Genomic DNA, 14,686 nt, shown 5'->3' with positions numbered 1-14,686 from the left:
CACCGACCCCGTCACCGCGGTCGATGCCACGGTCGGCATGGAGCCGAAGGCCTGGGGCACCCACACCGTGCTGGAGCTGAAGAACGTGAAGGGCCCGCAGAAGTGCCGGCTGATCGCCGTCTCGAAGACCGGCGAGGAGGAGGTCGTCACCTCCTGGTCCGTCCCGAAGTGGGGATACGGCATCACGGACTCCACCCACCCCACCGCCAGATACCCGCTCTACGTGCACGGCGGGGCGGCCATGGACCGGGCGGACATCGACCACTTCGACGTACGTACGTTCGACGGTGAACGGCTGGTGAGCGTCGGCGTCTGACGGGTCCACGGGGCCACCGACACGCAATCGATATCCCGGCGCGCGAGATCGATACCTGCGGCAGGTGCGCGACGGCCCCCCTTCGCATAGGGTTGACGGCTGCCCAATGCACGTCAGAAGGGGGCCTCGGTGGCCGCGCAGGATGCCGCTGTCGATTCGTTGCGGGACCGGGAAATCGGTGTCGAGCAGGAACATCTCGACCGTGTTTACCACCGCCTCGAGGAGAAGATCCACGAGGCGGAATTTCTCATGAATGACGCCGTCAAGCGCGGCCAGGTGGGTACACCGGGAGCGCTCGCCGAACGTGACGCCCAGGTGTTCCGTGCCGGAATCCATCTCAACCGGCTGAACAGCGAGTTCGAGGACTTCCTCTTCGGAAGGATCGACCTGCTGCTCGGCAAGGACGGTGAGCGCGGCCCGGACGGCGCGTTCACCTCCGTCGAACCGGCCGACGACGCCGTACGGGAGGACAGCACCGCCGATATCGCCGAGACGCTGCACATCGGCCGGATCGGGGTCCTCGACTCCGACTACGCGCCGCTGGTCATCGACTGGCGCGCCCCGGCGGCCGCACCGTTCTACCGCTCGACGCCGAAGGAACCGGGCCGGGTCGTACGCCGCCGGGTGATCCGCTCCAAGGGCCGCCGGGTCCTCGGGGTCGAGGACGACCTGATGCGGCCCGAGCTGACCGCGTACCTGGGCGGCGACACGCTGCCCGTCATCGGGGACGGCGCCCTGATGGCGGCGCTCGGACAGGCCCGCAGCCACACCATGCGGGACATCGTCTCCTCCATCCAGGCCGAGCAGGACCTGGTGATCCGGGCCCCCGCCGCCTCGGTCACCGAGGTCTCCGGAGGTCCCGGCACCGGCAAGACCGCGGTCGCCCTGCACCGGGCCGCGTACCTGCTCTACCAGGACCGGCGGCGCTACGCGGGCGGCATCCTCGTCGTCTCACCGACGCCGCTGCTCGTCGCGTACACCGAGGGTGTGCTGCCCTCGCTCGGCGAGGAGGGCCAGGTCGCGATCCGTGCGGTCGGCTCGCTCTCCGACGAGGCGACCGGCACCGAGGGCGCCACCACCTACGACGAACCGGCCGTGGCGCGCATCAAGGGCTCCTCCCGGATGCTCCACGTGCTGCGCAAGGCGGCCCGCGGGGCGCTGGAACAGCCGCTGTCCCGCCCTGCCCCGTCGCAGGACGGCCAGTTGGCCTTCGGCGAGGCGGAGGAGGCCCCTCAGGAGGCCGCCACCCCCACCCGGCTCAGGGTGGTCGCCTTCGGAGCCCGGGTCGAACTGCACGAGGACGAGCTCCGGCGCATCCGCAACAACGTGCTCAGCGGCACCGCGCCGGTCAACCTGCTGCGCCCGCGCGCCCGCAAACTGCTGCTCGACGCGCTCTGGAACAGGTCGTCGGGCCGGGGCCGCTACACCGATCAGGAGCTGGCGGCCGAACTGCGTTCGTCGTTCGACGAGGACGTCTCCACCGAGAGGCCGTTCATCGAGTTCCTGAACGCCTGGTGGCCCGAGCTCACCCCGCGCGGGGTACTCGCGGCCATGGCCGACGAGAAGCGGCTCGCCCGGTGGGCGCGCCGCACCCTCAACCAGGGCGAGGTGCGCCGGCTCGCGCGCTCCCTGAAGCGTCTGGACGCGGAGGGCCGCGGTCCGCTGTCGGTCCACGACGTGGCGATCCTCGACGAGCTGCAGACCCTGCTCGGGGCACCGCACCGGCCCAAGCGCAAACGCGAGTTCGACCCGCTGGACCAGCTCACCGGTCTCGAGGAACTGATGCCGCAGCGCGAGGAGACCCAGTGGGAGCGGGCCGAGCGGCTCGCGGCGGAGCGCACGGAGTACGCGCACGTCATCGTCGACGAGGCGCAGGACCTCACGCCGATGCAGTGGCGGATGGTCGGCCGCCGCGGCCGGCACGCCACCTGGACGATCGTCGGCGACCCGGCGCAGTCCTCCTGGTCCGATCCGGACGAGGCGTCGGCGGCCCGTGACGAGGCGCTGGGCAGCCGCCCGCGCCGGAACTTCACGCTGACCGTCAACTACCGCAACCCGGCGGAGATCGCCGAGCTCGCCGCCAAGGTCCTGGCGCTCGCCATGCCGGGCATGGAGTCCCCGGCGGCGGTCCGCTCCACGGGCGTGAAGCCGCGCTTCGAGACCGTACGGGACGGCGATCTGGCCGGGACCGTGCGGGAGGAGGCGCGGCGGCTGCTCGGCGAGGTGGACGGCACGGTCGGCGTCGTCGTCGCGATGAACCGGCGGGCGCAGGCCCGTGGCTGGCTCGCGGAGCTCGGCGAGCGCGTGGTGGCGCTCGGCAGCCTGGAGGCGAAGGGCCTGGAGTACGACGCCACGGTCGTCGTCTCGCCCGCGGAGATCGCGGACGAGTCCCCGGCGGGGCTGCGGGTGCTGTACGTGGCGCTGACGCGGGCGACACAGCAGCTCACGGTCGTCTCGGGGGAGCGGGACCTGCCGGACGAGGGCGGGGTACCGGACCTGCTCAGGGACTGACGGGCCCGGCGCGGGAGCCCATTTTTCGGTCAACCTGCGCTGGGGGAATCACTTCCCCGGGGTCTTTGTTAGCCTGGAGTCGGCACCGGCTCGATCCAAGCCCCCGGGCCCAACCTTCGTCGCTTCGAGCGACCACTTGCCGCGAGGCGAGCATGGCGGGTCGGTGCCGCTCAACTGAAGAAGACAGACCCGCGTCACCCTCCGGTGGCGTGGGTCTGTTTCTGTTTACGGGCCGGATTCAGGGCCGGCGGGGGTTCCGCTGAGGCCCTCATATCTCGTATGGTGGAAAACACTTTCCGAAGTGCGGCAGTCATTACCGGCTACCCGTCGGTAGGTGCGAATATCGGAAGGCGTGTCCGGAGAGAGGTGGTTCCGGCCACGCATAGCAATGAAGCTAAGGAAAGCGAAGGACTCGGCCATGGCAACGGCGCCCAGCGTCTCGTACTCGATGACGGTCAGGCTGGAGGTGCCCGCGAGCGGCACAGCGGTCTCCCAGCTGACCACGGCCGTGGAGTCCTCCGGCGGTTCGGTCACCGGCCTCGACGTGACCGCTTCAGGCCACGAGAAGCTGCGGATCGACGTCACGATCGCCGCTTCCTCCACGTCGCACGCGGACGAGATCGTCGAAGGTCTGCGGGACATCGAGGGCGTCGTCCTCGGCAAGGTCTCCGACCGTACGTTCCTGATGCACCTCGGCGGCAAGATCGAGATGGCCTCGAAGCATCCCATCCGCAACCGTGACGACCTCTCGATGATCTACACCCCCGGTGTGGCCCGGGTCTGCATGGCGATCGCCGAGAACCCCGAGGACGCCCGGCGTCTCACCATCAAGCGCAACTCCGTCGCAGTCGTGACGGACGGCTCCGCGGTGCTCGGCCTCGGCAACATCGGCCCGATGGCCGCCCTCCCCGTCATGGAGGGCAAGGCGGCACTCTTCAAGCGCTTCGCCGGCATCGACGCCTGGCCGATCTGCCTGGACACCCAGGACACCGACGCGATCGTCGAGATCGTCAAGGCGATCGCCCCCGGCTTCGCGGGCATCAACCTGGAGGACATCTCCGCGCCGCGCTGCTTCGAGATCGAGGCCCGGCTGCGCGAGGCCCTCGACATCCCCGTCTTCCACGACGACCAGCACGGCACCGCCATCGTCGTCCTGGCCTCCCTGACCAACGCCCTGCGCGTGGTGGGCAAGGGGATCGGGGACGTACGGGTCGTCATGTCCGGTGCCGGAGCGGCCGGCACGGCCATTCTGAAGCTGCTCATCGCCGCGGGCGTCAAGCACGCCGTCGTCGCCGACATCCACGGAGTGGTGCACGCCGGCCGCGAGGACCTGGTGGACGCCACCCCGGACTCCCCGCTGCGCTGGATCGCCGACAACACCAACCCCGAGGGCGTCACCGGCACCCTCAAGCAGGCGGTCGTGGGCGCCGACGTCTTCATCGGCGTCTCGGCCCCGAACGTCCTGGACGGCGCCGACGTCGCGGCCATGGCCGAGGGTGCGATCGTGTTCGCGCTTGCGAACCCGGACCCCGAGGTCGACCCGGCGATCGCACGCCGGACGGCGGCCGTCGTGGCCACCGGCCGCTCCGACTTCCCCAACCAGATCAACAACGTCCTGGTCTTCCCGGGCGTCTTCCGCGGCCTGCTGGACGCTCAGTCCCGCACCGTCAACACGGAGATGATGCTCGCCGCCGCGCGCGCGCTGGCCGACGTCGTCGCCGAGGACGAGGTGAACGCGAACTACATCATCCCGTCGGTCTTCAACGACAAGGTCGCCGGAGCGGTCGCGGGAGCGGTCCGGGACGCCGCGAAGGCCGCCGGCTCGGCTGTGACGGGCCCCACGTCCGTCTGATGTCCGGCGCGTCGCGGGTCGCGGCGCCCCAAACGCCCCTTTAGGGTGGGCGGGCGACGCGTCCCGCGGAGCCCCGCATCAGGTGCGGACCGCTTTTGGGGAGTCGACGGAACGTCACCACGACGAGGCAGTGGTGCTTTTCGTGTGACTCCGGAGGGTGCCGGATTGGCTTTCCCGCCGCAGGTGGGGGCAGGATGCTTTCCCAAGGACTTCGTCCGGGGGAGACCCCACGGGGCGCGAACGTCTAAAAACGGACCCGGGTCCGGGGACTGTCCGAGGGCCCTGGCAGCATCGGCTTCGATCTCACGCCTCACAGGCAAGAAGAACACGGGAGTAACAACATGAACCGCAGTGAGCTGGTGGCCGCCCTGGCCGACCGCGCCGAGGTGACTCGCAAGGACGCCGACGCAGTGCTGGCCGCGCTCGCCGAGACCGTCGGTGAGATCGTCGCCAAGGGCGACGAGAAGGTCACCATCCCCGGTTTCCTGACCTTCGAGCGCACCCACCGTGCCGCTCGCACCGCTCGTAACCCGCAGACCGGCGACCCGATCAACATCCCGGCCGGCTACAGCGTGAAGGTCTCCGCGGGCTCGAAGCTCAAGGAAGCCGCCAAGGGTAAGTAACACCCCCTGAGCACGACGAAGGGCGGTCACCCCGACCAGGGTGGCCGCCCTTCGGCGTACGGGCCGCAGAACACCGTTCCGGGGCCCGGAGGGGCATCCCGGGGGCCGTCGGCCCCCGGGATGCCCCTCGTCAGACCAGCGAGCCGCCCGGCAGCTCCACCTTCGCGCCGAGCTTCTCCAGCTTGTCCATGAAGTTCTCGTAGCCGCGGTTGATCAGGTCGATCCCGTGCACGCGGGACGTCCCCTGGGCCGCCAGGGCGGCGATCAGGTACGAGAAACCGCCGCGCAGGTCCGGGATGACCAGATCCGCGCCCTGCAGCTTCGTAGGCCCGGACACGACCGCGGAGTGCAGGAAGTTGCGCTGGCCGAAGCGGCAGTCGGAGCCGCCCAGGCACTCGCGGTAGAGCTGGATGTGCGCGCCCATCTGGTTCAGCGCCGAGGTGAAGCCGAGCCGGGACTCGTACACCGTCTCGTGGACGATCGACAGGCCCGCGGCCTGCGTCAGCGCCACGACCAGCGGCTGCTGCCAGTCGGTCTGGAAACCGGGGTGCACGTCCGTCTCCAGCGCGATCGCGTTCAGCGCGCCGCCCGGGTGCCAGAAGCGGATGCCCTCGTCGTCGATCTCGAAGGCCCCGCCGACCCGGCGGAAGGTGTTCAGGAACGTCATCATCGAGCGCTGCTGGGCGCCGCGGACGTAGATGTTGCCCTCGGTCGCCAGCGCGGCGGACGCCCAGGAGGCGGCCTCCAGACGGTCCGGGAGCGCACGGTGCGTGTATCCGTCGAGGCGGTCGACACCGGTGATCCGGATGGTCCGGTCGGTGTCCATCGAGATGATCGCGCCCATCTTCTGCAGTACGCAGATGAGGTCCTCGATCTCCGGCTCCACGGCCGCGTTGGACAGCTCGGTGACGCCCTCGGCGAGCACCGCGGTCAGCAGCACCTGCTCGGTCGAGCCGACCGACGGGTACGGCAGCCGGATCTTGGTGCCGCGCAGCCGCTGCGGGGCCTCCAGGTACTGGCCGTCCGCCCGCTTCTCGATCGTCGCGCCGAACTGGCGCAGCACGTCGAAGTGGAAGTCGATCGGCCGGCCGCCGATGTCGCAGCCGCCGAGCCCCGGGATGAACGCGTGGCCCAGCCGGTGCAGCAGCGGGCCGCAGAAGAGGATCGGAATGCGCGACGAGCCCGCGTGGGCGTCGATGTCGGCGACGTTCGCACTCTCGACATGAGTGGGGTCGAGGATCAGCTCGCCCGGTTCGTCACCCGGACGGACCGTCACGCCGTGCAGCTGCAGCAGCCCGCGCACCACCCGCACATCGCGGATGTCGGGCACGTTGCGCAGCCGGCTGGGCCCGCTGCCGAGCAGCGCGGCGACCATTGCCTTCGGCACCAGGTTCTTGGCGCCTCGGACGCGGATCTCGCCCTCCAGCGGGGTTCCGCCGTGGACAAGCAGGACATCGTCTGTGCCGGTCATGAATCTCGCGTTCCGGAGTGGTCGGGCAGGGGGCCAAACGAAAGGGTAATGGCCAGGCACCCCCCTTCCGTAAGAGAACGGGGGGTGTACGAACGTCATGAATCCGCCACAACACGCTGTGCTCTCCCGATCTTGCGGAGGGTTACCGTCCGGATCACCTGTCCCGCCGTGCGCTCCTCGTGCACCCGTGCGCCCTGAGCTGCGCTCGGGCACCCAGGGCGACGACCGGGTCACTTGGCCCCCGCGGAGGACGAAGATGCGGGATCATTTCTGCCATGACCGAGGTGTCCTCGCTCACAGGGCGGCTGCTCGTGGCCACACCCGCCCTGGCGGACCCGAATTTCGACCGCGCGGTGGTGCTGCTCCTCGACCACGACGAGGAGGGCTCGCTCGGCGTGGTCCTGAACCGCCCGACCCCGGTCGGCGTCGGTGACATCCTCGCCTCCTGGGCGGAGCTGACCGGAGAGCCCGATGTCGTCTTCCAGGGCGGCCCCGTCTCACTGGACTCGGCGCTCGGCGTCGCGGTGATCCCCGGCGACGAGGGCCCCCTGGGCTGGCGCCGGGTGTACGGGGCGATCGGCCTGGTGGACCTGGAGACGCCTCCTGAGCTGCTGGCCGCCGCCCTCGGCTCGCTGCGGATCTTCGCCGGTTACGCGGGCTGGGGGCCCGGCCAGCTGGAGTCCGAGCTGTCCGAGGGCGCCTGGTACGTCGTCGAGTCGGAACCCGGCGACGTCTCCTCACCCCGTCCGGAGAGTCTCTGGCGGGCGGTCCTGCGCCGTCAGCGCAGCGAACTGGCCATGATCGCCACCTATCCGGACGACCCTTCGCTGAACTGATGCCCGGGCTTTCAGTACGCTTGGCGGTTATGAGCACTCTTGAGCCCGAGCGCGGGTCAGGCACCGGAACCCTCGTGGAGCCGACACCACAGGTGTCGAACGGCGACGGCGACCACGAGCGCTACGCCCACTACGTCCAGAAGGACAAGATCATGGCGAGTGCCCTGGAGGGCACCCCCGTGGTCGCGCTGTGCGGCAAGGTCTGGGTACCGGGGCGCGACCCCAAGAAGTACCCGGTCTGCCCCATGTGCAAGGAGATCTACGAGTCCATGGGCGCCGGCGGCGACAAGGACAAGGGCAAGGGCGGCAAGGACAAGAAGTAGTCCCGGCGCCACCACGAACAGCCCGGGGAGAGCCCCCGGGGCACGCGACCGCGTGCCCCGGGGGCTCTTCTTCGTGTGAGGCCGCGGCACTTCCTCGTACGGGACCGCCGGCGTTGCACGGGGTGCGTCCGCGGGTCACAGAGTGGTGGAGACCACTTGTCGGCACCCTGGTCCGGACCTACGCTCCTGCGAGTTGTGCAGAACGAAACGAGCGTTGCACATGGTGCAACGCCTACCGGTAGGGGTTCCCGGATGAAGCTTTCTGCCCGCATTGCCGCCCCGGCCGTAGCCCTCGTGCTGGCCGGCCTGACCGCCACAGCCTGCGGTGCGCCGCAGACCTCGGACACCGGTGCCAAGAAGGACGAGAAGACCGGCACGCTGCGCGTCTGGCTGTTCCAGGAGGTCGGCAACAAGCCCAAGGAGAAGGTCGTCGACGCCGCCGTCGCGGGCTTCAGGAAGACCCACGAGGACGCGAAGGTCGAGATCGAGTACATCCCGGTCGAGACCCGCGCCCAGCGCGTCAAGGCCGCGTTCAACGACCCGAAGAGCGCCCCGGACCTCATCGAGTACGGCAACACGGACACCGCCGGCTACGTCAAGGACGGCGGACTGGCCGACGTGAGCGCGGAGTTCGCCGCCTGGGACGACGCCGAGGACACCGACCCGACGGCCAAGGAGTCCGTGACGGTCGACGGCAAGGTCTACGGGGCCCCGCTCTTCGTCGGCGTACGGGCGCTGTACTACCGAACCGACGTCTTCGCGGACCTGGGGATCAAGGCCCCCAAGTCCCAGGCCGAGCTGATATCCACGGCGAAGAAGATCCACAAGGAGAAGCCGGACCTGTACGGGCTCGCCGTCGGAGGCGCCTACACCTACGGCGCGATGCCGTTCATCTGGGCCAACGGCGGCGAACTGGCCGACGGGAGCGGGTCCGCGTACAAGGCGGCCATCAACAGCGACAAGGCCCGCAAGGGCATCGAGGCCTACACCTCGCTCTTCGGCGACACCAACTGCCCGGCCGCCAAGTGCGCCGCCATGGGCGGCAACGCGACCGTCACCGCCTTCGCCGCCGGCAAGGCCGCCATGGCCGTCGGCGGCGACTTCAGCCACACCGCCGTCGAGGCCGGCACGGTCAGGGGCAAGTACGCCGTCGTCCCGCTGCCGGGCCTGGCCGAGGGCTCCGTCGCCCCGGCGTTCGCGGGCGGGAACAACATCGGCGTGCTGAGGAGTACCGGGCACCGCACCCTGGCCGTCGACCTGATGAAGGCGCTCACCGGCAAGGAGACCCAGGCGAAGATGTTCGACGCGATGGGCTTCCTGCCGACGTACACGGACGTGCGGGCCGACGCGGCGAAGCGGGAGCCGTTCGTCGCACCGTTCGTCACCACGCTGGGCTCGGGGACCAAGTTCGTCCCCGCCTCCCCGGCCTGGGGGCAGATCGACTCCTCGCTGATCCTGCCGACGATGTTCCAGGAGATCGTCAGCGGCCGTAAGGACGTGGCGAAGGCCTCGGACGACGCGGCGAAGAAGATGGACGCGGCGTTCGCCGACGCGGGCTGACGATGACGTCGAACAGCACGGCGTACAAAGCGCCCACCGCACCCGGCACGGACGGTCCCCCTCTCCGCCCGCTCCGGCGCCGCCGCCCGGCCTCACCCGCCGGGCGGCCGGGCCGGACCCCCTGGCTCTACCTGCTGCCCGCACTCGTCCTGCTCGGCGGGCTGCTGGTCTACCCGATCTACCAACTGGGCCTGATCTCCTTCCTGGAGTACACCCAGGCCCAGGTCAGCGGCGGCGAACCCGCCACCTTCCAGGGTTTCGGCAACTACGCCACGCTCTTCCGGGACAGCCAGTTCTGGCAGGTGCTCCTGGCTACCGTGGTCTTCGCCGCGGCCTGTGTGCTGGCCACCCTGTTCACCGGATGCGCGCTGGCCGTCCTGCTGACCCGGGTGCGGGCCGTGCCCCGGCTCGCCCTGATGATGGCCGCGCTCGGCGCCTGGGCGACCCCCGCGATCACCGGGTCGACCGTCTGGGTCTTCCTCTTCGACGCCGACTTCGGACCGGTCAACCGGGTGCTCGGACTCGGCGACTTCTCCTGGACGTACGGGCGCTACAGCGCCTTCGCGCTGGTGCTCCTCGAAGTCCTGTGGTGCTCCTTCCCGTTCGTGATGGTGACCGTGTACGCGGGTATCAGGGCGATCCCCGCGGAAGTGCTGGAGGCGGCCGCGCTGGACGGCGCCTCGCAGTGGCGGATCTGGCGGTCGGTCATGGCGCCGATGCTGCGGCCGATCCTGGTCGTCGTCACCATCCAGTCGGTCATCTGGGACTTCAAGGTCTTCACCCAGATCTACGTCATGACGGGCGGCGGCGGCATCGCCGGCCAGAACCTGGTGCTCAACGTGTACGCGTACCAGAAGGCGTTCGCGTCCTCGCAGTACAGCCTCGGCTCGGCGATCGGCGTCGTGATGCTGGTGATCCTGCTGGCCGTCACGCTCGTGTATCTGCGCCTGATGCGGCGCCAGGGGGAGGAACTGTGAGCCTGCCGTCCCTGTTGCGCGTCCGCCGGCCGGGCCGGCTCGCCGCCGAGGCCGCGGCCCTGCTGATCGCCGCCGCCGTCGCCTTCCCGCTGTACTGGATGGTGCTCTCCGCCCTCAAGCCGGCGGGCGAGGTCCAGTCCGCGCACCCGCGGCCGTGGACCCTGTCACCGTCCCTCGACTCCTTCCGCCGGGTCTTCCAGCAGCAGGACTTCGGGCGCTACTTCCTCAACAGCCTGCTCGTCGCCGGGACGGTCGTCATCGTCTCCGCGCTGATCGCCTTCCTGGCGGCCACGGCGGTGACCCGGTTCAGATTCCGCTTCCGCACCACGCTGCTGATCATGTTCCTGGTCGCGCAGATGGTGCCGGTCGAGGCGCTGACGATCCCGCTGTTCTTCCTCATGCGGGACTTCGGCCAGCTGAACACGCTCGGCTCGCTGATCCTGCCCCACCTCGCCTTCTCGCTGCCGTTCGCGATCTGGATGCTGCGCGGCTTCGTCAAGGCCGTCCCCGAGGCGCTGGAGGAGGCCGCGTACATCGACGGCGCGAGCCGTACCCGCTTCCTGTGGCAGATCCTCTTCCCGCTGGTCTTCCCCGGGCTCGTGGCGACCAGCGTCTTCTCGTTCATCTCCACCTGGAACGACTTCCTCTTCGCGAAGTCCTTCATCATCAGCGACACCTCCCAGTCGACGCTCCCGATGGCACTGCTGGTCTTCTTCAAACCCGATGAGAACGACTGGGGCGGGATCATGGCAGCCTCGACGGTGATGACCGTCCCCGTGCTGGTCTTCTTCGTACTCGTACAGCGACGCCTGGTCTCGGGACTGGGCGGAGCGGTTAAGGACTGACGTCATGAACATGGATCTGATCCCGGCCCCCGTGCGCGCCGGTGACCAGGGCCGGTGCGGATTCGTGCTGGACGCGTCCACCACCATCACGGCGGCTCCCGGCACCGGGTCCACCGAGCGCTGGCTGCGCACCACGCTCGGCGCGGCCTTCGGCCTGCCGCTCGCGCCGGGCGGCGAGGGGGCGGCGCGCGCCATCCGGTTGCGCGTCGACCCGTCGTTGGCGTCCGAGGGCTACCGGCTGACCACCACGCCCGACGAGGGCGTCGTGATCACGGGCGGCGGCCCCGCCGGGGTCTTCTGGGGCGCCCAGACGCTGCGTCAGCTGCTGGGGCCCGAGGCCTTCCGCCGGGCGCCCGCCGGCGGCTCCACGGCCGCGTTCGGGTTCACGGACATCGAGGACCGGCCCCGCTTCGGCTGGCGCGGCCTGATGCTCGACGTGTCACGGCACTTCCTGCCGAAGGACGACGTCCTGCGCTACCTCGACCTCCTCGCCGCCCACAAGCTGAACGTCTTCCACTTCCACCTCACCGACGACCAGGGCTGGCGCGTCGAGATCAAGCGCTACCCGCGCCTGACCGAGGTGGGCGCGTGGCGTTCGCGTACGAAGTACGGCCACCGGGCGTCCGAGCTCTGGGACGAGACCCCGCACGGCGGTTACTACACCCAGGACGACATCCGCGAGATCGTGGCGTACGCCGCCGAGCGGCACATCCGGGTCGTCCCCGAGATCGACATCCCGGGCCACTCGCAGGCCGCCATCAGCGCCTACCCGGAGCTGGGCAACACGGACGTCGTCGACACCGCCGCCCTGACCGTCTGGGACAACTGGGGCGTCAACCCGAACGTGCTCGCGCCCTCCGACCACACCCTGCGCTTCTTCGAGGGCGTCTTCGAGGAACTGCTGGAGCTCTTCCCCGCGGACGTCTCGCCGTTCGTCCACGTCGGTGGCGACGAGTGCCCGAAGGACCAGTGGAAGCAGTCGCCGGCCGCCCAGGCCCGCATCAGGGAACTCGGTCTCGCCGACGAGGACGAGCTGCAGTCCTGGTTCATCAGGCACTTCGACAGCTGGCTCACCGCGCGCGGCCGGCGGCTCATCGGCTGGGACGAGATCCTGGAGGGCGGTCTCGCCGAGGGTGCGGCCGTCTCCTCGTGGCGCGGGTACGCGGGCGGCATCGCGGCCGCCGAGGCCGGGCACGACGTGGTGATGTGCCCGGAGCAGCAGGTGTACCTGGACCACCGTCAGCACGGCGGTCCCGACGAGCCCATGCCCATCGGGTACGTCCGCACGCTGGAGGACGTCTACCGCTTCGAACCCGTACCGCCGGCCCTCTCCGAGGAGGCGGCCCGGCACGTGCTCGGCACCCAGGCCAACGTGTGGACCGAGGTCATGCAGAACCGGGCCCGCGTCGACTACCAGGTCTTCCCCCGCCTCGCGGCCTTCGCCGAGGTCGCCTGGTCGGCCCTGCCCGCCCCCGCGGACCGGGACTTCGCGGACTTCGAGCGCCGTATGGCCACGCACTACGGGCGACTTGACGCGCTCGGTGTCGACTACCGGCCGCCGGGCGGCCCGTTGCCGTGGCAGCGGCGCCCCGGGATCCTCGGACGACCGATCGAGGGAACACCCCCGAACGTGTGAGTCCGGACGCGGTCCGGTTGCCGCCACCACGGTCCCGGGGACCGTGGTGGCGGTGCCGTTCGCGGCGGGAGATCTCCCCGGGGGAGCCGCCGCTCGCCGGAGCGGACAAGTCGTACAAGCGCGTGGAACAGCGGCAATTCACGCTCTGCGCCGAAGAGGTGCGAAAAGGGACCATTCCCCTGGCCGGGGACGGATATGCCCTTCGCGGACCCTCGCGTCGGGCCGGTCCGAAGATGTGCCAGAGTTGCCACGTCCGGGCTCTGAGCACGTACCGTACGGCGAAACAGGCCGGACGCCGGGACACCGGGAAGGGGCAGCTGGGTTGACCACGCACGCACCGCAGGCGACGCAGTCCGTCACGCTGCCTGCCTCGCTGGACGAGGCCGTGGCGGCACTCGGCGCCATGCCCGCCGCCGTCCCCGTGGCAGGCGGCACGGACCTGATGGCGGCCGTCAACAAGGGGCTCCTGCGCCCCTCCGCACTGGTCGGCCTCGGCAGGATCAGCGAACTCCGCGGCTGGCACTACCAGGACGGTCATGCCCTGCTGGGCGCCGGTCTCACCCACGCACGCATGGGGCGGCCCGACTTCGCCGCCCTCATCCCCGCGCTCGCCGCGTCCGCGCGCGCGGCCGGCCCGCCCCAGATCCGCAACGCCGGAACGCTGGGCGGCAACATCGCGACCGCCGCGCCGACCGGCGACGCCCTGCCGGTGCTCGCCGCCCTGGAGGCCGAGCTCGTCATCGCCGGCCCCGGCGGCGCACGCCGTGAGATCCCGGTCTCGCACCTGCTGGCGGGCCGCGAGATGCTGGAGCCCGCCGAGCTGATCGGCTTCGTCCGCGTCCCGCTGCTGCACGCCCCGCAGGTCTTCCTCAAGGCGACCGGACGGACCGGCCCCGGCCGGGCCACCGCCTCCGTCGCGATCGTGCTCGACCCGGCCCGGCGGGGAGTGCGCTGCGCGGTCGGCGCCATCGCGCCGATGCCGCTGCGGCCGCTGGAGGCCGAGCGCTGGATCGCCTCACTGATCGACTGGGACGCCGAACGCGGCCTGGCCCCCGACGCGCTGGCCGCCTTCGGCGAGTACGTCGCCGCGGCCTGCATCCCGGACCAGGCACCACCCGCCGACGGGGGTCAGGCGCCACCGCTGCCCCCCGCCGTACTGCACCTGCGGCGCACCGTCGCCGCGCTGGCCCGACGAGCGCTGGGGAGGGCACTGTCATGAGCAACGAGGACCACGCCGACCGGCGCGGGGGCTGGGAACCGACCCCGCAGGGCGGTGAGTACGACGCCGAGGCGACCGCCTTCGTCCATCTGCCGCCCGAGGACCTGGCGAACGTGCCACTGGCCGCGCCCGGCCAGGGGTACGTGCCGCCGATGATCCTGCCGCTGACCCCCGCGGCCGGCCTCGACCCGGCGGCCACCGGCAGCTGGGTCGTCCAGACACCGAACCAGCAGGACCAGCAGGGCCGGCCGGACCCACGGGACCAGCAGGGCCGGCCGGACCCACGGGACCAGCAGGACCGGCACGGCCGGCCCGACGGTCACGAGCCCGGCGCGGAGCCCGCGCCCGCCGCGGTGCACTGGCCGGACCCGAACCAGCAGCAGACGTCGTACGGATACCCGCAGCCCGGCCCGCAGACGGCTCAGGAGTACCCGGACCGGACGTACCCGGACCAGTACCCCGGGACCCCGGCCGCCACCGGCCAGTGGAACTTCGCCGAGTCCGGCGGCCCCGCCGA

11 protein-coding genes and 2 pseudogenes are annotated in these 14,686 nt (G+C 70.7%); 12 read left to right on the top strand and 1 reads right to left on the bottom strand.

The features are described 5' to 3' along the window. The 4 genes and pseudogenes from JGS39_RS33030 to JGS39_RS33015 form a co-directional block, all read left to right on the top strand. Window positions 1-316 (top strand): annotated as a pseudogene (locus tag JGS39_RS33030) (RNA polymerase subunit sigma); the annotation flags it as partial. Window positions 317-445: 129 nt separating this feature from the next. After that, entirely contained in the window at window positions 446-2,827 is a 2,382-nt protein-coding gene (locus JGS39_RS33025) for a HelD family protein (RefSeq protein ID WP_219573441.1), read from the top strand. Between the two features lie 418 nt (window positions 2,828-3,245). Then, entirely contained in the window at window positions 3,246-4,679 is a 1,434-nt protein-coding gene (locus JGS39_RS33020; RefSeq protein WP_219573440.1) for an NAD-dependent malic enzyme, read from the top strand. Between the two features lie 341 nt (window positions 4,680-5,020). Continuing rightward, window positions 5,021-5,302, top strand: coding sequence for an HU family DNA-binding protein (locus tag JGS39_RS33015; protein WP_003968811.1), 282 nt, complete (start codon window positions 5,021-5,023; stop codon window positions 5,300-5,302). A 130-nt stretch (window positions 5,303-5,432) separates the two neighbouring features. On the opposite strand, the gene murA is transcribed toward JGS39_RS33015, so the two are convergent. Then, window positions 5,433-6,773, bottom strand: coding sequence for a UDP-N-acetylglucosamine 1-carboxyvinyltransferase (murA, locus tag JGS39_RS33010; RefSeq protein WP_148018924.1), 1,341 nt, complete (start codon window positions 6,771-6,773; stop codon window positions 5,433-5,435). A gap of 275 nt (window positions 6,774-7,048) precedes the next feature. On the opposite strand from murA, the gene JGS39_RS33005 reads away from it, so the two are divergent. From JGS39_RS33005 to JGS39_RS32970, 8 genes and pseudogenes are all read left to right on the top strand, one after another. Beyond that, on the top strand, window positions 7,049-7,609 hold the full coding sequence (locus JGS39_RS33005) for a YqgE/AlgH family protein (RefSeq protein ID WP_219573439.1): 561 nt from the start codon (window positions 7,049-7,051) through the stop codon (window positions 7,607-7,609). Between the two features lie 29 nt (window positions 7,610-7,638). Beyond that, on the top strand, window positions 7,639-7,932 hold the full coding sequence (locus JGS39_RS33000) for a DUF3039 domain-containing protein (RefSeq protein ID WP_148018922.1): 294 nt from the start codon (window positions 7,639-7,641) through the stop codon (window positions 7,930-7,932). A gap of 252 nt (window positions 7,933-8,184) precedes the next feature. Next, window positions 8,185-9,492, top strand: a complete 1,308-nt coding sequence (locus JGS39_RS32995; RefSeq protein ID WP_219573438.1) for an extracellular solute-binding protein — start codon at window positions 8,185-8,187, stop codon at window positions 9,490-9,492. Between the two features lie 2 nt (window positions 9,493-9,494). After that, window positions 9,495-10,469: a carbohydrate ABC transporter permease gene (locus JGS39_RS32990; RefSeq protein ID WP_219573437.1), complete on the top strand. Its 975-nt coding sequence runs from the start codon at window positions 9,495-9,497 to the stop codon at window positions 10,467-10,469. Further along, window positions 10,466-11,314: a carbohydrate ABC transporter permease gene (locus tag JGS39_RS32985; protein ID WP_219573436.1), complete on the top strand. Its 849-nt coding sequence runs from the start codon at window positions 10,466-10,468 to the stop codon at window positions 11,312-11,314. Before JGS39_RS32990 ends, JGS39_RS32985 begins: the two co-directional genes overlap by 4 nt. Before the next feature lie 4 nt (window positions 11,315-11,318). Then, window positions 11,319-12,950, top strand: coding sequence for a beta-N-acetylhexosaminidase (locus JGS39_RS32980; protein ID WP_219573435.1), 1,632 nt, complete (start codon window positions 11,319-11,321; stop codon window positions 12,948-12,950). 322 nt (window positions 12,951-13,272) lie between these two features. Then, a complete protein-coding gene (locus JGS39_RS32975; protein ID WP_219573434.1) occupies window positions 13,273-14,169 on the top strand; it encodes an FAD binding domain-containing protein in 897 nt (298 codons plus the stop codon). After that, window positions 14,166-14,686 (top strand): annotated as a pseudogene (locus tag JGS39_RS32970) (hypothetical protein); the annotation flags it as partial. The gene JGS39_RS32975 and the pseudogene JGS39_RS32970, both read left to right, overlap by 4 nt.

Origin of the sequence: Streptomyces poriferorum, from assembly GCF_019399235.1 — a bacterium.
GTDB lineage: Bacteria > Actinomycetota > Actinomycetes > Streptomycetales > Streptomycetaceae > Streptomyces > Streptomyces poriferorum.
Note: the sequence above shows the minus strand (reverse complement) of the source record. Positions and strands in the feature narration are given on the sequence as shown.

Coding starts and splice junctions, on each gene's coding strand:
- JGS39_RS33020 (WP_219573440.1), top strand. CDS start 3,246: ATGGCAACGGCGCCCAGCGTCTCGTACTCGATGACGGTCAGGCTGGAG.
- JGS39_RS33015 (WP_003968811.1), top strand. CDS start 5,021: ATGAACCGCAGTGAGCTGGTGGCCGCCCTGGCCGACCGCGCCGAGGTG.
- murA (WP_148018924.1), bottom strand. CDS start 6,773: ATGACCGGCACAGACGATGTCCTGCTTGTCCACGGCGGAACCCCGCTG.
- JGS39_RS33005 (WP_219573439.1), top strand. CDS start 7,049: ATGACCGAGGTGTCCTCGCTCACAGGGCGGCTGCTCGTGGCCACACCC.
- JGS39_RS33000 (WP_148018922.1), top strand. CDS start 7,639: ATGAGCACTCTTGAGCCCGAGCGCGGGTCAGGCACCGGAACCCTCGTG.
- JGS39_RS32995 (WP_219573438.1), top strand. CDS start 8,185: ATGAAGCTTTCTGCCCGCATTGCCGCCCCGGCCGTAGCCCTCGTGCTG.
- JGS39_RS32990 (WP_219573437.1), top strand. CDS start 9,495: ATGACGTCGAACAGCACGGCGTACAAAGCGCCCACCGCACCCGGCACG.
- JGS39_RS32980 (WP_219573435.1), top strand. CDS start 11,319: ATGAACATGGATCTGATCCCGGCCCCCGTGCGCGCCGGTGACCAGGGC.